Annotated in this window: 25 protein-coding genes; 18 read left to right on the top strand and 7 right to left on the bottom strand. The window is 65.4% G+C overall.

Annotated elements, in window-relative coordinates:
- Positions 1-5 precede the first annotated feature (5 nt).
- From H977_RS0118465 to H977_RS0118455, 3 genes are read left to right on the top strand one after another with little or no spacing between them, the layout of a single operon-like run.
- A complete protein-coding gene (locus tag H977_RS0118465; RefSeq protein WP_029109243.1) occupies positions 6-428 on the top strand; it encodes a DUF5318 domain-containing protein in 423 nt (140 codons plus the stop codon).
- Positions 421-2928: a transglycosylase domain-containing protein gene (locus tag H977_RS0118460; RefSeq protein ID WP_081681768.1), complete on the top strand. Its 2508-nt coding sequence runs from the start codon at positions 421-423 to the stop codon at positions 2926-2928. Before H977_RS0118465 ends, H977_RS0118460 begins: the two co-directional genes overlap by 8 nt.
- Positions 2925-4592 carry a glycosyltransferase family 87 protein gene (locus H977_RS0118455; RefSeq protein WP_029109241.1) on the top strand — a complete coding sequence of 556 codons (1668 nt, stop codon included), beginning with the start codon at positions 2925-2927 and terminating at the stop codon, positions 4590-4592. The genes H977_RS0118460 and H977_RS0118455 overlap by 4 nt, the downstream gene beginning before the upstream one ends.
- A gap of 91 nt (positions 4593-4683) precedes the next feature.
- On the opposite strand, the gene H977_RS33460 is transcribed toward H977_RS0118455, so the two are convergent.
- Both H977_RS33460 and H977_RS36065 read right to left on the bottom strand, forming a co-directional pair.
- Positions 4684-5229, bottom strand: coding sequence for a hypothetical protein (locus H977_RS33460; protein ID WP_155946704.1), 546 nt, complete (start codon positions 5227-5229; stop codon positions 4684-4686).
- 162 nt (positions 5230-5391) lie between these two features.
- Complete coding sequence (locus tag H977_RS36065; protein WP_051288924.1) at positions 5392-6120, bottom strand: hypothetical protein; 729 nt, start codon at positions 6118-6120, stop codon at positions 5392-5394.
- A 157-nt stretch (positions 6121-6277) separates the two neighbouring features.
- Between H977_RS36065 and rpsF the strand changes: the two genes are divergently transcribed.
- From rpsF to dnaB, 5 genes are all read left to right on the top strand, one after another.
- Positions 6278-6568 (top strand): 30S ribosomal protein S6, encoded by a 291-nt coding sequence (gene rpsF, locus H977_RS0118440; protein WP_029109240.1) that lies wholly within the window; start codon positions 6278-6280, stop codon positions 6566-6568.
- A gap of 69 nt (positions 6569-6637) precedes the next feature.
- Positions 6638-7147 carry a single-stranded DNA-binding protein gene (locus tag H977_RS0118435; RefSeq protein ID WP_029109239.1) on the top strand — a complete coding sequence of 170 codons (510 nt, stop codon included), beginning with the start codon at positions 6638-6640 and terminating at the stop codon, positions 7145-7147.
- A gap of 36 nt (positions 7148-7183) precedes the next feature.
- Positions 7184-7444, top strand: a complete 261-nt coding sequence (gene rpsR / locus H977_RS0118430; RefSeq protein WP_029109238.1) for a 30S ribosomal protein S18 — start codon at positions 7184-7186, stop codon at positions 7442-7444.
- An 11-nt stretch (positions 7445-7455) separates the two neighbouring features.
- Positions 7456-7911 carry a 50S ribosomal protein L9 gene (rplI, locus tag H977_RS0118425; protein ID WP_029109237.1) on the top strand — a complete coding sequence of 152 codons (456 nt, stop codon included), beginning with the start codon at positions 7456-7458 and terminating at the stop codon, positions 7909-7911.
- Positions 7912-8427: 516 nt separating this feature from the next.
- A complete protein-coding gene (gene dnaB / locus H977_RS0118420) occupies positions 8428-9813 on the top strand; it encodes a replicative DNA helicase (protein ID WP_029109236.1) in 1386 nt (461 codons plus the stop codon).
- Between the two features lie 188 nt (positions 9814-10001).
- On the opposite strand, the gene H977_RS0118415 is transcribed toward dnaB, so the two are convergent.
- Together H977_RS0118415 and H977_RS33450 are read right to left on the bottom strand one after the other, a co-directional pair.
- A complete protein-coding gene (locus H977_RS0118415; protein WP_029109235.1) occupies positions 10002-10745 on the bottom strand; it encodes an SDR family oxidoreductase in 744 nt (247 codons plus the stop codon).
- A 159-nt stretch (positions 10746-10904) separates the two neighbouring features.
- Complete coding sequence (locus tag H977_RS33450; RefSeq protein ID WP_081681767.1) at positions 10905-12386, bottom strand: amidase; 1482 nt, start codon at positions 12384-12386, stop codon at positions 10905-10907.
- Positions 12387-12533: 147 nt separating this feature from the next.
- Here H977_RS33450 and H977_RS0118405 point away from each other — a divergent pair, with 147 nt between their 5' ends.
- The gene (locus H977_RS0118405) at positions 12534-13106 is read left to right on the top strand and encodes a TetR/AcrR family transcriptional regulator (protein WP_036476408.1); all 573 of its coding nucleotides are present in this window, start codon (positions 12534-12536) and stop codon (positions 13104-13106) included.
- A 35-nt stretch (positions 13107-13141) separates the two neighbouring features.
- On the opposite strand, the gene H977_RS0118400 is transcribed toward H977_RS0118405, so the two are convergent.
- Positions 13142-13837 (bottom strand): GntR family transcriptional regulator, encoded by a 696-nt coding sequence (locus H977_RS0118400; protein WP_029109233.1) that lies wholly within the window; start codon positions 13835-13837, stop codon positions 13142-13144.
- A 136-nt stretch (positions 13838-13973) separates the two neighbouring features.
- Between H977_RS0118400 and H977_RS0118395 the strand changes: the two genes are divergently transcribed.
- The 8 genes from H977_RS0118395 to H977_RS0118360 all read left to right on the top strand — a co-directional run bounded on the left by H977_RS0118395 (position 13974) and on the right by H977_RS0118360 (position 22361).
- Positions 13974-15140 (top strand): mandelate racemase/muconate lactonizing enzyme family protein, encoded by a 1167-nt coding sequence (locus H977_RS0118395; protein ID WP_029109232.1) that lies wholly within the window; start codon positions 13974-13976, stop codon positions 15138-15140.
- A 137-nt stretch (positions 15141-15277) separates the two neighbouring features.
- Positions 15278-16714 carry a cation:dicarboxylate symporter family transporter gene (locus tag H977_RS33445; RefSeq protein WP_231395996.1) on the top strand — a complete coding sequence of 479 codons (1437 nt, stop codon included), beginning with the start codon at positions 15278-15280 and terminating at the stop codon, positions 16712-16714.
- Positions 16715-16826: 112 nt separating this feature from the next.
- The gene (locus tag H977_RS0118385) at positions 16827-17768 is read left to right on the top strand and encodes a phosphoglycerate dehydrogenase (RefSeq protein WP_029109231.1); all 942 of its coding nucleotides are present in this window, start codon (positions 16827-16829) and stop codon (positions 17766-17768) included.
- A 25-nt stretch (positions 17769-17793) separates the two neighbouring features.
- Entirely contained in the window at positions 17794-18873 is a 1080-nt protein-coding gene (locus tag H977_RS0118380) for a tartrate dehydrogenase (protein ID WP_029109230.1), read from the top strand.
- A gap of 11 nt (positions 18874-18884) precedes the next feature.
- Positions 18885-19721 (top strand): DUF5718 family protein, encoded by an 837-nt coding sequence (locus H977_RS0118375; RefSeq protein WP_029109229.1) that lies wholly within the window; start codon positions 18885-18887, stop codon positions 19719-19721.
- Between the two features lie 579 nt (positions 19722-20300).
- Positions 20301-21065, top strand: coding sequence for an MBL fold metallo-hydrolase (locus H977_RS0118370; protein ID WP_231395995.1), 765 nt, complete (start codon positions 20301-20303; stop codon positions 21063-21065).
- 37 nt (positions 21066-21102) lie between these two features.
- A complete protein-coding gene (locus H977_RS35645; RefSeq protein ID WP_196808269.1) occupies positions 21103-21243 on the top strand; it encodes a hypothetical protein in 141 nt (46 codons plus the stop codon).
- Between the two features lie 89 nt (positions 21244-21332).
- Positions 21333-22361, top strand: coding sequence for a coiled-coil domain-containing protein (locus H977_RS0118360; protein ID WP_029109227.1), 1029 nt, complete (start codon positions 21333-21335; stop codon positions 22359-22361).
- Here H977_RS0118360 and H977_RS0118355 read toward each other — a convergent pair.
- Complete coding sequence (locus H977_RS0118355; RefSeq protein WP_029109226.1) at positions 22358-23275, bottom strand: serine hydrolase; 918 nt, start codon at positions 23273-23275, stop codon at positions 22358-22360. The two genes, H977_RS0118360 and H977_RS0118355, sit on opposite strands and share 4 nt — an antisense overlap.
- A gap of 280 nt (positions 23276-23555) precedes the next feature.
- Between H977_RS0118355 and H977_RS0118350 the strand changes: the two genes are divergently transcribed.
- Positions 23556-24467 carry a quinone oxidoreductase family protein gene (locus tag H977_RS0118350; protein WP_029109225.1) on the top strand — a complete coding sequence of 304 codons (912 nt, stop codon included), beginning with the start codon at positions 23556-23558 and terminating at the stop codon, positions 24465-24467.
- Between the two features lie 24 nt (positions 24468-24491).
- Here the strand turns inward: H977_RS0118350 and H977_RS0118345 are convergent, their stop codons facing one another.
- Positions 24492-25208 carry a DUF1906 domain-containing protein gene (locus H977_RS0118345; RefSeq protein ID WP_502691184.1) on the bottom strand — a complete coding sequence of 239 codons (717 nt, stop codon included), beginning with the start codon at positions 25206-25208 and terminating at the stop codon, positions 24492-24494.
- Between the last annotated feature and the right edge of the window lie 114 nt (positions 25209-25322).

The following is a 25322-nucleotide window of genomic DNA, read 5'->3' as shown; positions in this document are numbered from 1 at the left end:
TCATCGTGCGATTGCAGAGACAGGTGGTGGATTACGCGCTTCGGCGGCGGTCCCTGCTGGCTGAGGTCTATTCGGGGCGCACCGGCGTCACGGAGGTCTGTGATGCCAACCCCTATCTGCTGCGCGCGGCAAAGTTTCACGGCAAGCAGAGTTCGGTGATGTGTCCGATCTGCCGCAAAGAGCAGCTCACGCTGGTGTCGTGGGTTTTCGGTGATCATCTGGGCCCGGTATCGGGCTCGGCGCGCACCGCGGAGGAGCTGGTGATGTTGGCAACTCGTTACGACGAGTTCGCAGTCCATGTGGTTGAGGTATGCCGCACCTGCAGTTGGAATCATTTGGTCAAGTCATATGTCCTGGGCGCGCCTCGGCCGCCGAAGGCACGTGGCACTCGAGGCACGCGCAAGTCGGCGCGTACGGCCAGTGAATAGCGAAGGGCGCCACAGCCGGTCAGCCAACGACATCCGTAATGCGGCTGACCGCCTCGGCGCGCGCGACAACCGGCCGCCTGCGCGCGAGAACCGGCCCCCGGCGCGGGAGAACGGTCCAACGGGACGCGAGAACCCTCCCTCGGGACGCCCCCGTCCGGGTGTTCCGCCCGACGACCGGCTCACCACGGTGCTGCCACCGGTGCGTGAGGGCGGGCCCGCCCCGCTCGATGTCGTCAGGGCCGCCATGGACGGCACACCGCCGCCGAAGCCGTCGCCGCCCAAGTCTCCGCCTCCGCCACCGGGAGGCGGTCGTGGATCGGGCCCCTCGGGTCCGTCCGGACCGGAGCCTGGGCCGACCCGGCAGTTCAACATCAACTGGAAGCTGGTCCGGCGCCTGTCGATAGCCGCGGTGGTGGCCATGATCCTGCTCCCGATCGTGACGTTCGGTATGGCGTACCTGATCGTCGACGTCCCGCAGCCTGGTGACATCCGCACCAATCAGGTGTCGACGATCCTGGCCAGCGACGGCAGTGAGATCGCGCGCATCGTGCCTCCCGAGGGCAACCGGGTCGACGTCACGATCGACCAGATTCCCGAGCAGGTCCGCAACGCGGTGATGGCCGCAGAGGACCGTGATTTCTATTCCAATCCGGGGTTCTCGTTCACCGCGCTGTTGCGTGCGATCAAGAACAACCTCGTCGGCGGTGATCTGCAGGGCGGATCGACCATCACCCAGCAGTACGTCAAGAACGCGTTGGTGGGTGACGAACGCTCGGGTATCGGCGGCTTGATCCGTAAGGCCAAGGAGCTCGTCATCTCCACCAAGATGGCCGGCGAATGGTCCAAAGACGCTGTGATGCAGGCCTATCTGAACATGATCTACTTCGGCCGCGGCTCGTACGGCATCGCGGCCGCCGCCAAGGCGTACTTCGACAAGCCCGTCGAACAGCTCAACGTCGCCGAGGGCGCATTGATGGCCGCGCTGATCCAGCGGCCCTCGACACTGGACCCCGCGGTCGATCCCGAAGGCGCCGCCGACCGGTGGAACTGGGTGCTCGACGGCATGGTGGACATGGGCGCGTTGTCGGCCGAGGAGCGCGCCGCGCAGGTCTTCCCGCCGACCGTGCCGCCGGATCAGGCTCGTCAGCAGTTCCAGACCACCGGCCCGAACGGGCTGATCGAACGGCAGGTCACCAAGGAACTGCTGGATCTGTTCGACATCAGTGAGCAGGCGCTGAACACCGAGGGCCTTCAGGTCACCACGACGATCGACCCGCAGGCCCAGCAAGCCGCGGAGAACGCGGTGTCCAAGACCATGGATGGCCAAGACCCGGATATGCGGACCGCGGTGGTGTCCATCGATCCGCACGACGGCGCGGTCAAGGCCTATTACGGCGGTTCGGATGCCAATGGCTTCGACTTCGCTCAGGCCGGCCTGCCGACGGGTTCGTCGTTCAAGGTGTTCGCGCTCGTCGCGGCCCTGCAGCAGGGCATCGGCCTCGGCTACCAGGTGGACAGCGGGCCGGTCACCGTCAACGGCATCAAGATCAGCAACGTCGAGGGTGAGGGGTGCGGCACCTGCTCGATCGCCGAGGCGCTCAAGCGGTCGCTCAACACCAGCTACTACCGGCTGATGCTCAAGCTGGAACACGGACCCGAGGACGTGGCCAAGGCCGCGCACGATGCGGGCGTGGCCGAGAGCTTCCCGGGCCTCGAGCACACGCTGTCCGAGGACGGCAAGGGCGGACCGCCGAACAACGGTGTGGTGCTGGGCCAGTACCAGTCGCGCGTGATCGACATGGCCTCGGCGTATGCCACGCTCGCGGCCTCCGGCGTTTACCACAAGCCGCATTTCGTGCAGAAGGTCGTGAACTCCTCGGGCCAGGTGCTTTTCGACGCCTCCAGCCAGGACAACGGTGAGCAGCGCATCGACAAGGCTGTCGCCGACAATGTCACCTCGGCCATGCAGCCGATCGCGGGCTGGTCGAAAGGTCACAACCTGGCCGGCGGACGCGCCTCGGCCGCCAAGACCGGCACCAACCAGCTCGGCGATACCGGGGACAACCGTGACGCCTGGATGGTCGGATACACGCCCTCGCTTTCGACAGCGGTCTGGGTGGGTACCTCCGAAGGCGTGAAACCGTTGAAGAATTCGTGGGGAGGGCCGGTCTACGGATCCGGCCTACCGTCGGACATCTGGAAGGCCACCATGGACGGTGCGCTGGAAGGCACCGACAAGGAGACCTTCCCCAAGCCGACGGAGATCGGCGGCTACGCGGGTGTGCCGCAGGCCCCGGCGGCCCCGCCGCCCGGAACGCTGCCGACGGGCCCGCAGGTGTCGGTGATGCCTTCGGAGACCGTGATCCAACCGACCATCGAAGTGGCCCCGGGTATCACGATCCCGATCGGCCCTCCGACGACCGTGCCGATCGGACCGCCGCCGGGAGCTCCCGTTGTGCCCGGCGCGCCGGGCGTTCCGGTGCCACCGCCGCCTCCGTGACGGACGAGCGATCGCCGGCTGGGCTGGTCTCGCCGGCTCCGCCGGCAGAAGACCGGCGGGGTGCCGACGACCGCGACCTCCCCAGCCGCAACGACCAGCTGGCCGAGGCGCTGTCTCAGACTGTCGGCGGACCCGTCGGCCGGCATGCGCTGATCGGCAGGGCGCGGTTCATGACGCCACTGCGGGTGATGTTCATCATCGCCGTGGTGTTCCTGGCGTTGGGGTACACGACCAAAGCCGCCTGTCTGCAGACCACCGGCAAGGGCACCGCGGGCGAGCGCGTGGCCAACTGGGAGAACAACCGGGCCTATTACGAACTGTGTTACTCCGACACGGTTCCGCTCTACACCGCAGAGTTGTTGAACCTCGGCAAGTTTCCCTACAAATCCAGTTGGGTCGAGAACGACGCGACCGGCAAGCCCCGCATGCAGTACGACGGCAGCCCGGCGATCCGCTACATGGAGTACCCGGTGCTCACCGGGCTTTACCAGTACGTGTCGATGTCGCTGGCCAAGACCTACACCGCGGTGACCAAGCTGGTGTCGGTCCCGCTCGTCGCCGAAGTGGTGATGTTCTTCAACATCTCGGCGTTCGGTCTGGCGCTGGCCTGGTTGGCCACGATCTGGGCCACCGCACGGATGGCCGGGCGGCGGGTGTGGGATGCCGCGCTGGTGGCGGGTTCGCCGATCGTGATCTTCCAGGTGTTCACCAACTTCGACGCGCTGGCCACCGCCTCCGCCGCCGGCGCGATGCTCGCCTGGGCTCGTCGAAAACCGGTGTGGGCCGGGGCGTTGATCGGAATCGGCGTGGCCGCCAAGCTGTATCCGCTGTTGCTGTTCGTTCCGCTGGTGCTGCTCGGGCTGCGCACCGGGCGACTGCGTGAGGTCGGCAAGACGGCGGTTGCGGCCGTGCTGGTCTGGCTGGCGGTCAACCTGCCGATCATGTTGCTCTTCCCGCGGGGCTGGTCAGAGTTCTTCCGGCTCAACACCCGTCGCGGTGACGATATGGATTCGCTGTACAACGTGGTGAAGTCGTTCACCGGGTGGCGCGGCTTCGATCCGGACCTCGGGTTCTGGCAGCCGCCGACGGTGCTCAACACGGTCACCGCGGTCTTGTTCGCGGCGTGCTGTATCGCGATCGGCTACGTCGCATTGACCGCACCACAGCGGCCTCGGGTGGCGCAACTGGCTTTCCTCGTGGTGGCCGCCTTCCTGCTGACCAACAAAGTGTGGAGCCCGCAGTTTTCACTGTGGCTGGTGCCGCTGGCCGTGCTGGCCCTGCCGCATCGGCGAATTCTGTTGGCGTGGATGACGATCGACGCCCTCGTGTGGGTGCCGCGCATGCTCTACCTGTACGGCGAGGCCAACAAGGGCCTGCCCGAGCAATGGTTCACCACCACTGTGTTGCTCCGCGACCTCGCGGTGATCGTGCTGTGTGCGTTGGTGGTTCGTCAAATCTATCGTCCGGAGCTCGATCTGGTCCGTCACGGCGGCCGCATCGACGACCCCACCGGTGGAGTGTTCGACCGGGCTCCCGACAGCCCGCCGCGGTGGTTGCCTGACTGGTTGCGGCCGTCGGCGGATCGTGTCGGGGTCGAGCCCAAGCCGGAGCCAGAGCCCCAGATGGAGCCGGAGTTGGAGTCGGCCGACAAACCTAGCGGCTGAGTCCGCGCGCGCACCGTTTTCGACGTGGGGGCGGCGAATTCCGTTCTCGCTCAACCCCTGAGTAGAAGTCGACGGTCCTGCGGCGCTGAGGTCATGGCCTCGGGAGGGCCGCTCGAATCCACGTGGCGGTCGACGGCAGCAGGACCAACACGAGCGTGGCGATGGGCAGTATGAGGCTCAAGATTGCCGGCCCGTTGGTTCCTGGCGTCCCGTAGCCGGCCGTCGTGGCCAAGGTCAGCCCGAGACTGATCAGGCTGCCCAGGATGAGCAACACGCAGCCGCTGACGATGAGCCGGCGGCCAATCATCTTGCGCCGCAACAGCGCCACAGTGCCGGCCAGGAGAAGGACTCCGCAGACTACGCTCAGCAGAGTCGCGAGGACCGTCAACGTGAGCGCCCCGGCGGCCCTGAGGGCCAGCGTTCGCAAGCCCGCGTCACCGGCGAGTGCGGCAAGTCCGGTCAGCCCGAGAATGCCGTTGCCGAGCGTCAGCAGGCCACCGAGCCCCGCCAGGACGGCCGTGATGATCACCGTGACCGCACTGGGCGAGGCGGCTGGTTCGGGCTCTTGGTCACCTCGCTCCGGATCACTCGGCTCGTCGGGAAACTTCGCGCCTCGGGGTCCGTGGGGAGAGGTCACTGCTGCTCCGATCCTGGATGATTGGCGGGGTCCGCACAAAGACCTTCGCAGATCAGCCTGGATAGGGCGGGTAGAACTGGCGCACAACTGGATTCTGGACCAACGGATGGTTCACGCGTCCCCCTCGAAGGCCACAGTCAAGAAGCTCGGTGTGCTCCCCGCTCAGCCCTGATACGGCGGATACTGCTGCGGCATGGGCGGAAAGAACTGGGGCGCAACAGGACTCGGTTTCGCATTGATCCACGCGGTGGTCGACGGCAGCAGGGCCAGGACGATCGTGGCGATGGGGAAGACGAGACCGAGCAGCTGGAGAAAGCCGCCTCCGCCGCCAGTGGAGTAGGAACCGTAGGCCGACGCCGCTGCGGCACCCACGCCGAAGCTGATCAGGCTGCTCAGGATCGCCAGCGCGGATGCCCCGACAACCAGCCAGCGGCCGAGCATCTTCCGTTGGAACAACATGACGGCTCCGGTGGCGATCGTCAGCCCGAAGACGAAGTTGAAGAGGATCACGACGACCAGCAGGGCGTACACCCCGCCGGAGACGTCTGTACTGCTCATGCCGCTCAATGCGGCGAGGCCGATGGCCCCGAACGCGCCGCCGACCAGGCCTGCCACACCGCCCAGGGCAGCAAGTACGGCGGCGATGGTTCCTGTGGTGCCACTGGGTTCAGCGGGCGGATACCCATAGGGCTGCTGGAAGCCGCCCTGCTGGGGGTATCCCGGCGGGGGAAAGCCTGGTTGCTGCGGGTAGCCAGCCTGCTGCGGATAACCGGGCTGCTGCGGATAGCCGGCCTGCTGGGGGTAGTCGGGTTGTTGGGGATGGCCGGGCTGCTGCGGCTGACCGGGCTGTCCCGGGAAGCCTTGCCCGTAAGGCCCGTACGGATAGTTCACGCATCCCCCTCGACTCCAGAACCAAGGAGCTCACCTTATACGGATTTCGCAGATCAGCGCGCCTTCGGGTAGCCTGGGCCGGTTGCCGACGCAGGCGACCCTCCTGCCACGGAATCCACCGTGGCCGTACACGACCAGAGGAGGTGATGAGGTTCTAATGCGTCCATACGAAATCATGGTCATTCTCGACCCCACACTTGACGAGCGCACCGTAGCTCCGTCATTAGAGGCGTTCCTGAACGTCGTCCGCAAGGATGGCGGGACCGTCGACAAGGTTGACATCTGGGGCCGCAGGCGCCTGGCCTACGAGATCGCCAAGCACGCCGAGGGCATCTACGCCATCGTCGACGTCAAGGCCGAACCGGCCACCGTGTCCGAGCTCGACCGTCAGCTCAACCTGAACGAGTCGGTGCTGCGGACCAAGGTGATGCGGACGGACAAGCACTAAAGGCTGTCAGTCGTCGGCGGGGCTACGTAGGCTTCGCGCAAACGGACATGCCTATCCCAGGAGGATCTCGTGGCTGGTGACACCACCATCACAGTTGTCGGAAACCTGACCGCTGACCCGGAACTGCGTTTCACTCCGTCAGGCGCAGCTGTCGCCAACTTCACCGTTGCTTCTACGCCGCGAATGTTCGACCGGCAGACCAACGAGTGGAAGGACGGCGAGGCGCTGTTCTTGCGGTGCAACATCTGGCGTGAGGCTGCCGAAAATGTGGCAGAGAGCCTCACGCGGGGTTCGCGGGTGATCGTCACCGGTCGGCTCAAGCAGCGTTCCTTCGAAACCCGTGAGGGCGAGAAGCGCACCGTTGTCGAGGTCGAGGTCGACGAGATCGGTCCGTCCCTCCGCTACGCCACGGCCAAGGTCAACAAGGCCAGCCGTAGTGGCGGTGGGGGCGGCGGTTTCGGCGGTGGCGGCGGTGCCGGCGGTGGCGCTCCGCGCCAGGCCGAGCCCAAAGACGATCCGTGGGGCAGTGCGCCGGCGTCCGGCTCCTTCAGCGGGGCCGACGACGAGCCGCCGTTCTGATCAACAACGAAAATTTTTGCAAGGAAGAGATAACCAATGGCCAAGTCCACAAAGCGACGGCCGGCACCGGAAAAGCCGGTCAAGACTCGCAAGTGCGTGTTCTGCTCCAAGAAGGGTAAGGGGCAGATCATCGACTACAAGGACACTGCGCTGCTGCGCACCTACATCAGCGAGCGCGGCAAGATCCGTGCCCGTCGGGTGACCGGCAACTGCGTCCAGCACCAGCGCGATGTCGCCATCGCCGTGAAGAACGCCCGCGAGGTGGCTCTGCTGCCCTTCGGTTCGTCGACGCGGTAGGGGGCAGACCAATGAAGCTGATTCTCACCGCTGAGGTGGAGCACCTGGGCGTCGCAGGCGATGTCGTCGAGGTCAAGGACGGCTACGGCCGTAACTACCTGTTGCCGCGCGGGCTGGCCATCGTGGCCACCCGTGGCGCCGAGCGCCAGGCCGACGAGATCCGTCGCGCCCGCGAGACCAAGGAGATCCGCGGCGTCGAGCACGCCAACGAGCTCAAGACCGCCCTGGAGAACCTGGGCGAGGTGTCGCTGCCGGTTCACACCGCCGGCGACACCGGCAAGCTGTTCGGCTCGGTCACCGCTGCCGACGTCGTGTCCGTGATCAAGAAGGCCGGCGGGCCCAACTTGGACAAGCGCACGGTGCAGCTGCCCAAGGCGCACATCAAGTCGGTCGGCACGCATCCGATCGTCGTCCGGCTGCACACCGGGGTGGAAGCCAAGGTGTCGCTCAACGTCGTCGCCGAGTAAATCCGGTCGCCGAGTGATCCCGTAGCGGAGTAGATCCGCCGGCATTCAATCGCCCGGGTGGGAACCTGCGAAGGTTTCCACCCGGGCGTTTGCTGTATGTCTGGCGAACGCGTTGCGCGAAACTCTGGACAGCGAAGCACACCGGGTGTTAACCGGCACGGTTCCCGTACGCAACACAACACGCCCGGGACGGCAACCCGGCACGACACGCCGAAGAACTTCCCATACACAATCACTGACACCCTCTATGGCACCCTGACCTGGGGTAATGAGAAACTGTTCGCGGTTGATCCACAGGTTCTCCCCAGAGGGTCAACACTGCGACCGAGACCTATCCACATGCCATCCACAGGTTGATCAACAGGGGTGGTTTCGGACAGCGCCAGCAACGTCTACCGTGATGCGTCGCAGCGCCGTCACGAAGCTTGTCGGAGTTCTGTTCTACAGTTGCAGTACCGATTCGAATAAACGTTCGAGCCCGTCGTGAGATGGGTTTCGGAAGGGGGTGGGGAGTCCGTGGCGGTGGTGGACGACCTGGGGCATCCGGATTCGGATATGGATGGCCCTCCGCCTGGGGAGGACTTCGGCCGGCAGCCGCCGCAGGACATGGCGGCCGAGCAGGCCGTCCTCGGCGGCATGCTGTTGAGCAAGGATGCGATCGCCGACGTACTGGAGCGGCTGCGTCCCGGCGACTTCTACCGTCCGGCCCACCAGAACGTCTATGACGCGATCCTCGATCTGTACGGACGCGGTGAGCCCGCCGATGCCGTCACCGTGGCCTCCGAGCTCGATCGCCGCGGGCTGCTGCGCCGCATCGGCGGCGCGCCGTATCTACACACCCTGATCTCCACTGTGCCCACGGCGGCCAACGCCGGTTTCTATGCCGCCATCGTCGCCGACAAGGCGATGCTGCGTCGGTTGGTGGAGGCGGGCACCCGGGTGGTGCAGTACGGCTATGCCGGGGCCGACGGCGCCGACGTCAGCGATGTGGTCGACCGCGCGCAGGCCGAGATCTACGACGTCACCGAACGTCGCGCCTCGGAGGACTTCGTCGCGCTCGAAGACCTGCTGCAGCCCACCATGGACGAGATCGACGCGATCGCCTCACAGGGCGGTATCTCCCGTGGTGTGCCTACCGGGTTCACCGAATTCGACGAGATCACCAATGGCCTACACCCCGGGCAGATGATCATCATCGCGGCCCGACCTGGCGTCGGGAAGTCAACGCTGGGGCTCGATTTCATGCGGTCGTGCTCGATCAAGCACCGGATGGCCAGCGTGATCTTCTCGCTGGAAATGAGCAAGTCCGAGATCGTCATGCGTCTGTTGTCGGCTGAGGCGAAGATCAAACTGGCTGACATGCGTTCAGGCCGGATGAGCGATGACGACTGGACCAAGTTGGCCCGCAGGATGAGCGAGATCAGCGAGGCTCCGCTCTACATCGACGACTCACCGAACCTGACCATGATGGAGATCCGTGCCAAAGGCCGGCGGCTGGCCCAGAAGGCGGATCTGAAGCTGGTGGTGGTCGACTATATGCAGCTGATGAGTTCGGGCAAGAAGTACGAGTCGCGTCAGCAGGAAGTCTCGGACTTCTCCCGAAGCCTGAAACTGATGGCCAAAGAACTTGAAGTGCCGGTGATCGCGATCAGCCAGCTGAACCGTGGTCCCGAGCAGCGCACCGACAAGCGTCCGCAGGTCTCGGACCTTCGTGAATCCGGCTCGCTGGAACAGGATGCCGATATGGTTCTGCTGCTTCACCGCCCAGATGCGATCGATCGCGAAGACCCACGAGGCGGTGAAGCCGACATCATCTTGGGCAAGCACCGCAACGGCCCGACGGCGAATATCACAGTGGCACACCAGCTTCACTTCTCGCGGTTCACGAATATGGCGCGGTAGGTCGGCAAGCAGCAGTGTAAGTTCTCACGGAAACGTGGCGGAATCTCACGACAGACGGCGGAGTGATGGCGGACCCGCCAAGTTCGTGAGATACGGTGCGCCCGTTTTCTGGTCTTCGTTTTAGGTCAGTGTTGTGCGAGCTGGGGATGGCGAAGTGCCGGACTATCCGTCACCGGTCGCTGTGGCGGTCAGAAGTCGCTGAGCATGGCCAGGACGTCCTCGTAGGAGCCGTTGGCTTCTGCGTTGCGTAGGAAGCGGGCTCGCTCGACGACCAGTTCCTTGGCGTCTGGATTCTCGGCGAGTAGCTCGAGGGTCTCGCTGAGGAATTCGTCCAGCGGCATCGCCTGGTCGTCGTCCTGCTGACCGAGGAGCGTGGTGCGCACGTTCGGCGGGATGACTTCGATGACTTGAACGCCAGTGTGCGCGAGTTGGATGCGCAAGCTCTGGGAGAAGGAGTGCAGAGCGGCTTTGGTGGCGCTGTAGGTGGGTGTGATGGGAAAGGGCACGAACGCGAGCGAGGACGTTACGTTCATCACCACGGCGTCCGCTTTGCTCACGAGCTGAGGCAGGAAGGCGTACGTCATCCGGATCGTGCCGAGCAGGTTGATCATCACGTGTTTCTCGGCGGTCTTCAGTCCGGCTGGGTCTAGGACGCTCTCCTGCAGCATGATTCCCGCGTTGTTGATCAACACGTTGAGGTCGGGCTGGCTGACCGTCAGGGTTTCCCGGGCGCGGGCGATCGAGTCGGGGTCTTCGACGTCCAGGACGAGCGCGTCGATTCCGGGGTGCGCGGCAGTGATCTCGTCGAGGAGGTTCTCGCGGCGGCCGGCGACGATCACCGAATTGCCTGCTTCGTGCAGCCGTAGGGCGAGGCCCAGCCCGATACCCGAGGTGCCGCCGGTGATCAGAATTGTATTGCCGGTGCTCTTCATTGGTTCGCGCTCCTTGGTTGTTCGGGACCGGTGAGGTCCCACAGCATCGAGGTTGTGGACGGCGGCTCGGGCCGGGAAGGGAAGGATTATCCAGCGATTCCCGATCCCTGGCTGGGGACTCGGAACGGACTGGTCACGATGGATCGATCGTGCACGGCGCTATCTCAGAATTTGCGAATCGATAGTATTTACAGGCGAATTCGCGATCGGCGGACGGTGTGAGCCCAGGCCGCCGCTGCGTTCGAGTGTTGCTCCGAGCCGCAAGAGGGTGGACTCGTCGAACCAGGACGCCACGAGTTGGATGTTGATCGGCAGGTTCTCTGAGCTCATGCCGTAAGGGACTGAGAGTGCGGGAAGCCCGGTGAGGTTGAAGGGAGATGTCGCGGCCATGACATGAGTCCACGGGACGGTGACGCCGTCGACGACGAACTCGTCTGCCCCGTGCGGCAGCGCTGTCACGGGGTTGACCGGGCACAGCAGAACGTCATAGTCACTGAAGTAACCGCTGAACGCTGATCGCAGCGTGTCTTTGGCCCGCCTCGCGTGACGGATGTGGTCCAGTGTCGGGATTGGTACCGCCATCAGCGCGGAGCCGGATGCGGAGAGATCGCCCTCTCGGTCGGTGGCCAAAGACTTGATGTACGAGACCAATTCGCCGTAGATGAACGTCGTCAGAGCGGTCGGCGCATCCGCCTCCTTGAGAAATGGAACGCCGAGTTGCTCAACGTGGCACCCGAGCTCAGCGAGCCGCGCGGCCGCGTCCGCAACTACCGCTGTGATCTCGGGATCGACAGGCCCGAAGGCCTCGTCGGAGACCCAGCCCACGCGCAGGGCCCGCCCGGGAATTCGCGTGGCGCCTGCATCAAAGTGCCTGGGGTGGACTGCGTATCCATCAAGACCGTCGGGCCCGCTGAGTATCGAATAGGCCAGCGCTACGTCGCCAACGGTGCGCGCCATCGGGCCGACGTGCCACCAGGCCGACGTCATCGGTGCGAAGTGGCCCGTGAATGGGATGCGACCGTGGGTGGCCTTCAGCCCCGCGATCCCGGTGAACGCGGCAGGGCCCCTGACAGAGATTGCCACATCGCTGCCGATACCCAGCGGGGACATACCGGCCGCGATTGCCGCTGAGTCTCCGCCGGACGATCCCCCGGGGGTGCGATCCAAGTTCCAGGGATTGTTGGTGCGGCCGGTGACCAGATTGTCGGTTTCAGTGGCTGACGAGAATTCGGGGAGATTGGTTTTGGCGAGCAGAATGCCACCGGCGGCTTTGATTCGTGCCACGGCTGTCGCGTCCCGCGCCGGTATGTTGCCCGCGAAGATCTTGGAGCCGTTCTGGGTGAGTACACCCGCGGTGTCCAGGCAGTCCTTCACGGTGAACGGAACGCCGTGCAACGGACCGAGCTGAGCATCGGCACGCACGGCAGCGTCCGCGGCGTCGGCGGCGCGTAGGGCGTCATCGGCCAACAGCGTCACGATTGCGTTGATCGCTGGGTTGACGTCGGAGATGCGGTCGAGGTGGGCCTGTACGACCTCGCGGGACGACACCTGCCGGCTCGCTATCAGTGCAGCCATCGTGGTCGCGTCCGCGTAGTGCAACGGGCCGAAATCTTGGGCAGAGCCTGCGGGAGCAGTGGCCATGGAAGTCCTTCTTGGTGGGTGCGTGCGCTGGTGGGAGCTGCCGGAAGGAGTACCTACCTGCCACATGGTAGGGAGAGTAGCCGCTACGGCGATGCGTGTCTACCTGCCGCTTGGTAGGCTGTCTGACGTGCGTAAAGGAGGTTGGCGTTGAATGCGGTCGAGGTCACCACGCGGGACAGGATCTTGGCGTCGGGCCGCAGCGTCGCTCAGGCGCGAGGCTATGGCGGCCTGAGCTTTCGCGATCTGGCGGCAGACGTGGGCATCAAGCCGGCGAGCGTCTACCACTACTTTCCCAGTAAGGCTGAACTCGGTGCGGCGCTGGCGCGCAGGTACTGGGAGGACGCCGAGGCCGGCCTCGCAGCGCTCGCGTCACAGGCCTCGGATCCGTTGGAAGCGCTGGCACGCTATCCCGAGGTGTTCCGCGCGGCACTGATCGCAGACAACCGGATGTGCATGTGCAGCTTCATGGCCGCGGAATACGACGAGCTACCGGAACTGGTGCGCACGGAAGTGCGCAGGTTCGCCGAAGTGAACGTCGCCTGGTTGGCAGCCACTCTGCAGAAAGCGGGAGTCGTCGACTCCAGCACGAGTGAGTCGCGTGCCCGCGCCATCTACGCCGCGATTGCCGGCGCACAACTCATCGCCCGCAGTCATTCTGACGTCTCGGTCTACGACGCATTGATCGCCGGCTACCGCGAGGCGGGCCTGTTGCCGACCTAGCCGCACAAAGTGGGGCGCGTTGAAATGGCTGCTGTCTAGGCGATTTCGGGAGTGGGGAACTGTCCCTCCAAGGCCTCGATCGCGGAGGCGGTCAAGCTGTTTTCGATGTGCAGGCGCGCCAGTGCATGGGCACCGGACGCATCGCGGTCGACGACGAGTTCAAGCATCTGGTGGTGCTGATTGAAATCGATCATGCGGGGCTCGTCTCCCGCAGGCAGCATCAGTCCGAGACGGCGGTAGCGGTCGGACTTGGCCCACAGGTCATCAAGGGTCTTGATCATCACGCCGTTGTGCGCAGCGACATAGAGGGCGCGGTGAAAGGCGCTGTGGGCGCACAACCCGTCTTCGCCCCATTCGCGAGTCACCGGGACCAGATCCGCCAGTGCAGTCCGCATGGCGGCGATGTCGTCGTCGGTGCGGCGCTCAGCGGCCAGCGCGACCGCCGCGGGCTCCAGGGCCAGCCGTACTTCGAACAACTGCCGGGCTTCGTCGGCGCCGATGGATGACACCCGGGCGTCTCGGTGATTGTCGAGTTCGATGAGGCCTTCACCGCTCAGCCGGCGGATCGCCTCCCGGAGCGGTGTGATGCTCATCCGCATCTGCTCGGCCAGCTCGTACTGGGAGAGCCGCGAGCCCGCAGGTAAGCCGCCACTGAGGATCAGCCGCCGCAGCTCGGCGTACGCCACGTCGCTCTTGCTGGAGAAGACGTTGGTGACCTGCGGTGATGTCATGTGCGCCCCCATCTCATCGGTGCCTGTGCTGTGACCAGGGCCCCACATTGCCCCTTGTGCTGGCGGTCACAGTGAGTCTAACATCGCCACTCATCAGTTACATCTCACATCTTATAAGATACAAGGAAGGTTGATCATGAAGATCCTGTCCGTGCACGAGGGCGTCGTCCCGATCAGTTCGTCGATCCGCAACGCCTGGATCGACTTCAGTTCGATGGACTGCTCGATCGTGGCGATCGTCAGCGACGTGATGCGCGACGGCGAGCCCGTCATCGGTTACGGCTTCAACTCCAACGGCCGCTACAGCGCCGGGGAGATCCTGCGGCGGCGAGCCATCCCACGCCTGCTGGACGCCGATCCGGAGAGCCTGCTCGACCCATCCGGCAACCTGGACCCCACGCTGGCCTGGCCGATCATGATGAACAACGAGAAGCCCGGTGGCCACGGCGAACGCTCCGTCGCGATCGGCGTCCTCGACATGGCGCTGTTCGACCTCGCCGCCAAGATCGCCGGTCAGCCGCTGTACCGCTACCTGTCCGACCACTACGGCGACGGTCAGCCAGACGACTCCGTGTTCGTCTACGCCGCCGGTGGTTACTACGCCCCCGGCAAGACCTTGTCCGACCTGCAGGACGAGATGCGCCGGTTCCTCGACATGGGCTACTCCGTGGTCAAGATGAAGATCGGTGGCACCGATCTCGCCGACGATCTGAAGCGCATCGAGGCGGTTCTGGAGGTGCTCGACGGAGACGGGTCCCGTCTGGCGGTCGACGTCAACGGTCGCTTCGATCTGCAGACCGCCCTGGACTACGGACGGGCCATCGAGCCCTACGGCCTGTTCTGGTACGAGGAGGTCGGCGACCCGCTCGACTACCGGCTCAACGCCATCCTCTCGGAGAACTACCGGGGCCCGATCGCCACCGGCGAGAACCTGTTCTCGGTCCAGGATGCCCGCAACCTGATCCGTTACGGCGGCATGCGCCCGGACCGGGACTACATCCAGGTCGACCCGGCGCTGAGTTACGGCCTCACCGAATACCTGCGGGTGCAGGAGATGTTGAAGGAGCACGGCTGGTCGTCGCGGCGCTGCATTCCGCATGGCGGACACCAGTTCTCGCTTCACATCGCTGCGGCCCTCAAGCTCGGCGGCAACGAGTCTTATCCCGGTGAGTTCCAGCCCACCGGCGGGTTCGCCGACGACGCCGTGGTCTCCGACAGCCAGGTCGGTCTCACCGAGATCCCCGGCATCGGCTTCGAGGCCAAGAGTGCCTTCTACAAGGTTCTGCGCGAACTGCACCACTGACCGCTGTTCCGGTGCCACCTGGTGTTTCGAAGGCCGGGGGGCGCGTACAAGAACGCTGCCCGGCCACCGGCCGCCGCCCAGCGCCGCACATCTCGGCCGGCAAACCCAATCCCGCACCGGATCAAAGGAGTTCCCTCGTGGCCACGACGACCGTCAGCACGACCATCCCACCCGCACCCCGCAGAACCAGATTGGGCTCCCTGATACGCCAACTCTGGTTCCAGGTCATCATCGGTGCCGTTCTCGGCATCGCCGTCGGCATCCTGGCGCCAAACGTGGGCGCGGCAGTGACACCGCTCAACGACTGGTTCATCGGGCTGGTCAAGATGATCGTGGTCCCCGTGGTCTTCTGCGTGGTGACCCTCGGCATCGCCACCATGGACAGCCTGCGTCGCGCCGGACGCATCGGTGTCAAGGCGCTCGGCTACTTCTTCGTACTGTCCCTGGTCTCGATGCTGATCGGCCTGGTGGTGGCCAACATCTTCAAGCCCGGCGCGGGCATGAACATTGACGTCAACAGCCTTGACGCCAGCACCATCCCGGGCGTCGACTCGGGGGAGAAGGTCGGTTTCGTCCAGTTCGTCACCAATGTGATCCCCGAATCACTGTTCGGCGCGATCACCGGCCACGCGATCCTTTCGGCCCTGTTGGTGTCGCTGCTGATCGGCTGTGCGCTCAACGTGACCAAGGCGCGCAGCGCGCCGATCACCACGCTGATCGAGTCGCTGTCGCACGTGGTGTTCAAGATCGTCGGCTGGGTGATGCGGCTCGCCCCCATCGGTACCTTCGGTGCTCTCGCCTCTGTGGTCGCCAAGTACGGTGCCGCCAGTCTGCAGCAGCTCGGATTTCTCATCCTGCTGTTCACTGCGACCTGTGTCGTGTATGTCGTGGTGCTGCTGGGGCTGATCTCCAAAGCCTGTGGGATGAAAGTCTTCACCCTGATGCGCTACCTGAAGACCGAGCTGTTGATCGCCTTGAGCACCTGCTCCAGCGAAGCGATCCTGCCGCAGTTGGTCCGCAAACTCGAACACCTCGGCTGCGGCAAACCCATTGTGGGCCTGGTGATCCCGGCGGGATTCTCGTTCAACCTCGACGGTTCGGCGGTCTACCTCACCATGGCCTCGCTCTTTCTGGCGCAAGCCGTCGGCATCGATCTCTCCTGGCAGGCGCAGCTCATCATGGTCGGCGTGATGATGCTGACCAGCAAGGGCACGGCCGGCATCGCCGGAGGCGCGTTCATCGTGTTGGCATCCACCATCACCGCCGTCGGTCACGTACCTCTGGCCGCACTGGCCCTGATCGTGGGTATCGACCGCATCCTCAACGAGGGTCGCGTCTTCATCAACGTTCTCGGCAATGCCATAGGCACCATCGTGATCGCGAAGTGGGAGAACGACTTCGACGATGAGCAGGCTCGCGAAGTGCTCGCCGGACGACGCGAGTTCACCATCGAGGCCGATGTTGAAGGCCAACCTGGAACGGACACCGGTGCCGGCGGACACGCTGCGGCCCGAGGACCGGCCGAGGAGAAAACAGCGTTGGGCAGCCGCCACGCCGCCGCTGCATCATCCTGACCGTCACACCCTGATCCTCGGCCTGAGGATGGGCCGGCGCCTACGGGCAGGGCGGCGGCGGGCCCCCGGGCGGTGGTCGCCTATCCATCGATACGAAGAGTGAGAAGAAACCATGTCGCGCGTTCTGGTGACCACCGACTACCTCGTGCCCGGCGACGAGGTGGACACCCTCCTGCGTCGTCACGGCCACGAGACCGTGTACCTGCCGGCCACCGGACCACGGCATCCTGGCGAAGCGCGAGCCCTCTTCGACGGTATGCACGGCGCCATCATCGCGAGTGAACCTGTCACCGCCGGGATGATCGCCAATGCGACCGAGTTGCGGGTGATCGCCCGCAGCGGCGTTGGGTACGACTCGGTTGATCTCACGGCGGCCACCGAGCGTGGGATACGGGTGTGCAACACCCCAGGGGTGAACCACCACGCCGTCGCCGAGATGACGTTCGCCTTGATGCTTATGTCGGCTCGTCGGCTGACCACCGTCATCGACGGCGTGCGCGCGGGCGCCTGGCCGCGTGACGCCGGCGGCGAGCTACGCGGAAACACGTTGGGAATCATCGGTTTCGGGCCAAGTGGGCGCGCAGTCGCCCAGCTGGCGACCGCATTCGGGATGACGGTGCTGGTCGATACGGCCCACCCGGACATCCAGGAAACCAGGGTGGCGTTCGTCGACCGAGACACCGTACTGGGGGACGCCGATTACCTGACCCTGCACACCAAGGCGAACCCCCATAACCGGCGGATGATCGACTCCTCGGCGTTGGAAGCGATGAAACCCACCGCCGTGCTGATCAACACCGCCCGGGGATCGCTGGTCGACGAGGAGGCCCTCGCCGCCGCATTGGACGGGGGTGAGATCGCCGGCGCGGCCCTCGACGTACTCGACGCCGAACCCTTGCCTGTTGAGAGCCCCCTGCGGGGTCGCCGTGACGTCATCATCACCTCCCATCTGGCCGGCCAGACCGTCGAGGCACGCCTGCGAGCCGGACTGAGGGCCGCCGCCGATGTCATCGCCGTCCTGGACGGGCGTGAACCACGCCATCCCGTCAACTGACCCGCACCGAAAGGACCTTCCTGACATGTCACGAACCCATCGCGTCGCCGTCATCCCCGGCGACGGCATCGGTACCGAAGTAGTGCCCGAAGGCCTGCGCGTCCTGGATGCGGCGGCGCAGGCGTTCGACCTGAAGCTCGACTACGAGCACTTCGACCATTCCAGTGCCGATTACTACCTCAAGCACGGAAAAATGTTGCCAGACAACTGGTTCGAACAGCTCAAGGGTGTCGACGCGATCTTCTTCGGTGCCGTCGGATGGCCCGAGGTGGTGCCCGACCACATCTCCCTGTGGGGGAGCCTGCTGCAGTTCCGGCGCGCCTTCGATCAATACGTGAACCTGCGACCCGTCCGATTGATGCCCGGCGTGCCCAGCCCCTTGGCCGGACGCCAACCCGGCGATGTCGACTTCTACGTCGTGCGGGAGAACACCGAGGGCGAGTACTCCAGCGTCGGCGGCAAGATCTTCGAGGGGACCGACCGTGAGGTGGTGATGCAGGAAACCATCATGACCCGCACCGGCGTCGACCGGATCCTGAAGTTCGCCTTCGAGCTCGCCGCGACCCGCCCCGAGAAACACCTGACATCGGCGACCAAGAGCAACGGCATCTCCATCTCCATGCCGTACTGGGATGAACGCGTGCAGGCGATGGCGGTCAACTACCCCGACATCGACGTGGACAAGTACCACATCGACATCCTGGCGGCGAACTTCGTCATGCATCCCGACTGGTTCGATGTCGTTGTGGCCTCGAACCTGTTCGGCGACATCCTCTCCGATCTTGGTCCGGCGTGCACCGGCACCATCGGCATCGCGCCGAGCGCCAACATCAACCCCGAGCGCAGGTTCCCGAGTCTGTTCGAACCCGTGCATGGGTCGGCACCCGACATCGCCGGGAAGGGGATCGCCAATCCGATCGGCCAGATCTGGTGTGCGTCCATGATGTTGGAGCACCTCGGTGAGGCCGAAGCCGCGGCCGCAGTCCTGGCCGCGGTCGAGACCGTGCTGGCCCGTGGTGGTGACACGCTCACTCCCGACATGGGTGGCACGGCGACCACCGAGACCCTCGGCGCCGCGGTCGCCGACGCGGTGACGGCGCCATGAGCGGGCCCCGCATGATCACCGTTCGCGACGCCGAATTGCGTACATGGTTCGGCTTCGGGGTGGCCGGCAATTTCGCGGGCCACCTGGAACAGGCCGGCGAGGCGGCGGACTTCGTGAACGTCGCCTCTGAGGGAAACGCGCCCAAAGGCATCTTTCCCTGGTACGCACCGGGCAACGACACCTTCCTCGGCGAGTTCCCGCTGTCGCGCGACACCATCGGCCTGCCGGCGCTGGGGACCGTGGACGGCCCGCTCAATCTGCAGATCGAGCCCGAGGTGGCTCTCGCGTGCCGGGTGTCGTGGCGGGGAGACACCGTGACAGATCTGCACCCGTTCGCGCTCGGTGCGTTCAACGACTGTTCGATCCGGCGGCCCCACGCGGCGAAGATCAGCCACAAGAAGAACTGGGGACCTGCGTCCAAAGGCGTTGCGCCACAGTTCTTCGACATCTCGGATCTGATGCCGGACGGCCCCACGTCCACCCTTCGTCTGGTGTGCTCGCTGGTCACCGCCGACGGCCAGGAGCACGCCTACGGTGTCGACAGCCCGCTGTCTGGCTACTCGTACTACGGCGAGGAGTTGCTCGACTGGATCGTGGAACGGCTGGCCAACCAGAAGGGGTCCGCGGACACTCCGCTCGAGGATGTCGGCGCTCTGATGGCCGGCAGCGGTCACCCCGAGAACGTGCTCATCGGGATCGGTGCGACAAAGTACACGCCGTTGGGCGAGAGTACCTTCCTGCAGCACGGCGACCAGGCGGTGGTCCGGGTGTACGACACAGATTCGGAGGCGGCTTCCGAACTGCGGCAGACGGTTTCAGGAGATGCGCCACGGCCGCATCCCGGATGACCGCATCGATGACATCGTGCACCGACTGCGCGTGCTCTTCCGGCCGGAAATCGTCGATGATCCCCCCGATTCACCTCGTCCTTCCCACGGAGTTCTGATACCTTTTGGCATCAGATACCAAAAGGTATCAAACCTGGAATGAGGATGGCTGGAGGTGACTCGATGCTGAAAAAACAACGCGCTGCGGCGTGTGCCATCGCGACCCTGTCGGCGGCCAGCGGACTTGGGCCACCGCAGAACCTCCAGCCTGATGACCGCGGAGGCTTCTACCTGAGTGCATGTCGATGAAGACGGCGCCGGGCGCCACCGTGCTCTCGAGGCCCGATCAACCCGTGGGGGACCGACCTCACGCCGGTTGTCTAGCGACGATCGGATGAGCGCAATCAGAATGGCGACCGCGTCCGGCAGCTGGAGTACATGATGATCGATACTGATGAAGTCGTCCGCCCAAACCTGCTGACGTGTTGTCAGGCATTCGCCGGCTTACCGCTAGGTGTCGTCCGTCCGCGGAGACCCGACCCGCGGTTGCTGGCGTCCCTGACCGATCAGGGGTTACCTACGGGCGCAACGACAGTCGAGGTGATCACCCTCCCGCAACGGGAACGGATGGTGCCGACCCCGGCCATCGCCGAAGGCGTGTGGCGGCCAGGACGGTCCTCGAACCTGATCAACGCGTTCGTCGTCCGCCATCCCAAGGCCACCTTCCTGGTCGACCCCGGCGTCTGTGTCAACGTCATCGAACGCGCGGTGGCCGAATTGCCGTGGATTCTGCGCGTGGCAGTCACCCCGCGGCGCGACGTCATCGATATCCGGCAGGCACTCGAACTTGCCGGCGTAGACCACAGCACCATCGATTTCGCCTTGCCCACGCACCTGCATTGGGATCACGTCGCCGGCCTGCTCGACCTCCCCGGCTTACCCGTGCACCTTCATCGACCCGAACACGCGTGGATGATGAGTGAACGACTGGCTCCGCAGGGCGGAGTGCGTCCGGCGCTGCGCGGCCGGCCCGTGACGCTCTACGACCTCGACGGCCCGCCCATCCTGACCTTCCCGCACAGCTTCGACGTGTTCGGCGACCGATCCGTCATCCTGGTCGGCCTGCCCGGACACACCCCCGCAAGCATCGGAATACTCGCCCAGACAACCTCTGGCCCAACCCTGCTCGTCGGCGACGCCGTGTGGAGCCGGATCCAGATCGACCGGTTTCGGCAAAAGGCGTCCTACCCTGGCCTGCTCGCCGACGCCGATCGGCATACAGCCTGGGAGACCCTGCACCGCCTGCACGCGGTACGCCACCGCGTCACCATCGTGCCCAGCCACGACCACAGCGGCTGGACCTGAGCAGGCCACGGACGCCGCGGCGCAGGAGAAAGTCTCGTTGGTCGCCGAGGATGACGTCGCGATTCAAGTGGCAGCGGATGCGGCCACCCCGGCAGCCTCGGGCCGAGCACTGGTGTTGTTCGACTGGCCGGCACGGTCCATCGCGCGGATCAGCCGGTCCGCGCTGGTTGTTGACTAGACATCCCCCGAGCCAGTTCGTAGCCTGTCCGCAGAGATAGACAGCCGGGCCAGGATCGGTCCTTGCAGCGAAGGATCGTGACAATCCGAATGACCCGGGTGCGCCACCTACTTCTGCGAACGGCGTGCGGTTCGGTTGCGGCGGCCCTGGTGCTCGCGACGTCGACAGGCGGCGTGAAGGCGGAGCCCGCGGCTGACGCGATGGCCGAGCTCAACGAGTTGTCCCGGCAGGCGGTTCAGACCCGCGAGTCCGTCACGGCGGCCCAACGCGATGTCGATGCCAGGCTCGCCGAGCAGACAGCGGCCGCAGACCGCCATCGCGCCGACCAGGAGGCTCTCGACGCCGCGAACATGGAGCTGCAGCCTCACCAGGCTGCGGTCGACCGGATGGCGGCGATGACCTACATGAGTGGGCGTACCGGCGATGTGGCGGCGATGCTGACCGCGGCCTCCCCGCAGCAGCTGATCGATCAGCTGTCGATACAGCGGGCCGTTGCCGACGGGGCAGCCGGGCAGTTGGAGGCCTATCAATCGGCATGTGAGCGGGCGGCCGGCGCCGCCGCGGCGTCGGAGAAATCGGCAGCCGATGCCCGCGCCGCGGCCGAGCGGGCCTCCGCGGTGCGCGAAGACCTACAGGGCAAGTGGCGTGAACTGTTGCGTCAGATCGCCGACGCGGAGGCGCAGTACGGGGCATTGACACCGCAACAGCAGGCGGTGGTCGACAACGCGAGCGCACCTGCCCTCGTAGCCGCTGTGGACATCCCGGAGGCGTTGCCCGTCGGTGTCGCGTCCGAGGTCGGGTTGCAGCCGAACACGATCCTGGCCGCTCGGGCCGTCAGCGCACGGTTTCCCCAAATCGCCGACATCGACGGGGTCCGGCCGGACTCGAAGCCGTGGCACCCCAGCGGTCTGGCGATCGACATCATGATTCCCAATCCCGAAAGCCCCGAGGGCATCGCACTCGGAAACGAGATCCTTGCCTTCGCGATGGGTAATGCGGCGCGATTCGGGTTACAGGACGTGATTTGGCGCGGCACCTATTACACGCCGTCGGGCCCACAGGCGTCGGGTTACGGCCACTACGACCACGTGCACATCACCACGACGCCACGGCGCTAGATGCGCCCGCCGGGGAACATCGTCTTGACGGCCTGAGTGACGGTGTTGCGAGCCGAGGCGTCGTCGCCGGGTTCCAGAGAGCTGATCGCCATCACGTAGCGGCGTTCGGGTCCGATGGCACCGGTGGACACGTGTAACTGATTGCCGCCGTTCCAGCAGCAGAACCAGCCCTGTTTGACCGCGACCGGCTCGGCGTAGAGCCCCTCCGGGATACCGAAGCGCTGCGGATATCCGTCGGTTCCCGTCGGTGTGGATTGTGCGAGGTTGCTGATGATCACGTCGGCCTGTTCGGGGGGCAGCCCGCCGCTGCCGTCCAACAGCATGTCGTAGTACCGGACGAGATCGCTTGCGGTGCTCTGCGTGACGTCCCAGTGCCCGTTGTACGGCGCTGTGGTGCCCTTCAATCCATACCGAGCCACAATCCGTGAGATGACGGCGTTTCCGCCGCTGCGGTCCCAGAAGTTCTGCGCCGCACCGTCATCGGAGGAACGCAGCATGACGTCGAGTGACTTGCGGTCGGCGGCGGTCAATTTCGTCTCGCCTTTCGATTCCTGCAGCAACAGGTCGTCGGCGATGAACAGCTTCACCACCGAGGCGATCGGGAAGGGTTTGTTGGCGCCGTTGGAGACGATCTGACCGGTGTCGCGGTCCAGCACGACCATCTCGATGGCGGCCCCGGACTTGGCTGCGTCGGCGGTGGCTTGACGGGTGCGGGCATCGAGTCCCTCGAATGGCGCCAAAGATTCGTCACGCGGAGATTGGGGCAGCGTCGGAAGTGGGGCCTGCGGGGCCAGGACCGGTCCATGCGGGTTGTTGTCAGCGGCCGGCGGCGCACCCCAGGCCTGAGCCTCGCAGCTGCTGACGAGCAGCGCCACACAGGCCATCGCCATTGTCGTCGTGAGCCGCCCGCGCATAAATGTCCTCCAAACAGATCGTGAACTACGAGAGCGGGTCGATGCTGCGCCCACCGTCTGCTCCAACCCTAAACGGTGGGCCGATGCGGTGCGGGGGAGCGTTGACGCGCCGTAATGCGTGCGTCCTCGATGCGGTCGTTTGCAACGGCGATCAACGGCGGTCGCTTCGAGCTGACCTGGCTGATGACGATGTGCGAGCCGTTTGGTGATGAGTCGTCGGGGTACGCCGATTACACGGGCGGTGGAATCGCCGCCTTCCCCGAACGGATGGAGCATTGGCATGCGTGCAGCAGTACTGGAGAAGACGGGACAGACTCCCGTGGTGCGGGATTTCGAGGAACCCGATGGCGACGACGTGGTCGACGTCCGGTTGGCCGGTTGCAATCCTGTGGACTTGGCGCTGGCATCCGGTCAGATGGGTGAGCCCGACGTGCCCAAGGTGGTCGGGAAGGAGGGCATCGGCCTCACTGCCGACGGGACACGGGTCTACTTCGATTCTCCGCCTTCACCATTCGGGTCGTGGGCGCAGCGCACACGTGTGGACCCGACCAGGGTGTATCCCGTTCCGGACGGTGTCGACGATGAGCTCGCCGTTGCGCTGGGTATCGCCGGATTGGCCGCCTGGCTGCCGCTGACGCGGCACGCCTACGCGGAGGGCAAGTCGGTGCTCGTGCTCGGCGCCACAGGCGTGGTCGGCAACATCGCCGTGCAGGCCGCCAAGCTGCTGTACGCGGCGCGAGTGACCGCCGCGGGTCGCAATGCTGACGCGCTGGAGAAGACACGCGACTTGGGTGCCGACGCCATCGTCCGACTCGGTGACGACGCACGGTCCGCTTTGCGCAGGGAGGCCGGCGAGGGCTACGACGTCGTGCTCGATCTGGTGTACGGCGATCCGTTCCTCGCCGCCCTCGAAGTGTCGGCGCCTGGTGCCACGTTGATCACCGTCGGACAGGGCGCTGGCCCCAGCGCCGATATCCCGTTTCGAAACCTGATGGGGCGCACCCACATCGGCCACCTCAACGATGCCATGCCCACCGATGTGGTACGGACGGCGTACGAAGAGTTGACCACGCACGCGGCCGAAGGCCGGATCCATGTGGAGACCGCTCGGTACACCCTCGACGACGCCGCGAAGGCCTGGCAGACACAGGCTGAGAGCCCGCACGCGAAGATCGCAGTGGTCACCGAGTGACCGTGTGCGCGCGAGCTCAGCACCTCACGGGTGCAGGTTCCACTGGCCGCAATCCTGGGCCAGGGCGTCGTTGACGTCGACGCGAATACCGCCGACCACCGGCCCCGGATTAGAGGCGGTGTCGATGATGCGCTGGTACATCACTGCGGCCGGGTGGACCTGACCGCCCGACCAGGATCGGGTCTGCCATGCCCACGCGCGGCCGGGCGTGCTCGACCTCCCGATGACACCATCGGCAATGGCCCACTGGCACGGCCTGACGCCCGCGTAGATGCCGGTCCGCTGAACCCCGATCACGGAGTTGATTCCCCGAAACCACGGCAGCGCGACGGAATTCCAGGTGTTGTGGTCGATGTCGTCGTCGACGCTGAAGAAGATCGGTGCGCTCTTGCCGCCACCGGCAGCGGTGTGCAGTTGCCAGGCGGTGCGCGCGTCGGCGACGCCACCGGCGTATCCGCGCGTGAAGTCCGACGGTGCGGTCCCGCCCGGCTTGCCGTACTGGAAGTTGCTGACGATCGCCAGCCCGGCGGCGTTCAGCTCCCGGGCGTAGGGCAGGGTGATCGGCTTGGCGCCGAACGTCGAGCCGGGGCGTGACGTCGAGACGTAGTTGATCACCCCGGCGTGACCGGCGGCCCGGATATCTCGCGCCGGAATCTGACGCGCGGCGAAGTCGATCAGGGTGGGCGCGGCGGCGGACGCCGCGGGTGCGCCAAGACCTGCCGCCGCGCCCAGTCCGGCCATTGCCGACACCGCGGCGGCGTAGCGCAGCGCGTCACGCCGGGAAACTTCCACGGCGCGATGTTAACAAAGTGACTGCAGTTAACAGTGTGACCGCGCCGCGTTGATACCACTATG

The sequence above is a fragment of the Mycobacterium sp. URHD0025 genome (genome assembly GCF_000426065.1).
Classification (GTDB): domain Bacteria; phylum Actinomycetota; class Actinomycetes; order Mycobacteriales; family Mycobacteriaceae; genus Mycobacterium.
The sequence above is the reverse complement of the archived record's forward strand: the minus strand, read 5'-3'. Positions and strand labels throughout refer to the sequence as shown.

Excerpts from the sequence above, each read along its gene's own strand:
- H977_RS0118400 (WP_029109233.1), bottom strand. The coding sequence starts at position 13,837 with ATGACATCACCGCAGGTCACCAACGTCTTCTCCAGCAAGAGCGACGTG.
- H977_RS0118360 (WP_029109227.1), top strand. The coding sequence starts at position 21,333 with ATGACCCGGGTGCGCCACCTACTTCTGCGAACGGCGTGCGGTTCGGTT.
- rpsF (WP_029109240.1), top strand. The coding sequence starts at position 6,278 with ATGCGTCCATACGAAATCATGGTCATTCTCGACCCCACACTTGACGAG.
- H977_RS0118415 (WP_029109235.1), bottom strand. The coding sequence starts at position 10,745 with ATGAAGAGCACCGGCAATACAATTCTGATCACCGGCGGCACCTCGGGT.
- H977_RS0118375 (WP_029109229.1), top strand. The coding sequence starts at position 18,885 with ATGATCACCGTTCGCGACGCCGAATTGCGTACATGGTTCGGCTTCGGG.
- H977_RS0118355 (WP_029109226.1), bottom strand. The coding sequence starts at position 23,275 with ATGCGCGGGCGGCTCACGACGACAATGGCGATGGCCTGTGTGGCGCTG.
- H977_RS0118350 (WP_029109225.1), top strand. The coding sequence starts at position 23,556 with ATGCGTGCAGCAGTACTGGAGAAGACGGGACAGACTCCCGTGGTGCGG.
- H977_RS0118385 (WP_029109231.1), top strand. The coding sequence starts at position 16,827 with ATGTCGCGCGTTCTGGTGACCACCGACTACCTCGTGCCCGGCGACGAG.
- H977_RS0118345 (WP_502691184.1), bottom strand. The coding sequence starts at position 25,208 with ATGGCCGGACTGGGCGCGGCGGCAGGTCTTGGCGCACCCGCGGCGTCC.
- H977_RS33450 (WP_081681767.1), bottom strand. The coding sequence starts at position 12,386 with ATGGCCACTGCTCCCGCAGGCTCTGCCCAAGATTTCGGCCCGTTGCAC.
- H977_RS0118380 (WP_029109230.1), top strand. The coding sequence starts at position 17,794 with ATGTCACGAACCCATCGCGTCGCCGTCATCCCCGGCGACGGCATCGGT.
- rplI (WP_029109237.1), top strand. The coding sequence starts at position 7,456 with ATGAAGCTGATTCTCACCGCTGAGGTGGAGCACCTGGGCGTCGCAGGC.
- H977_RS0118395 (WP_029109232.1), top strand. The coding sequence starts at position 13,974 with ATGAAGATCCTGTCCGTGCACGAGGGCGTCGTCCCGATCAGTTCGTCG.
- rpsR (WP_029109238.1), top strand. The coding sequence starts at position 7,184 with ATGGCCAAGTCCACAAAGCGACGGCCGGCACCGGAAAAGCCGGTCAAG.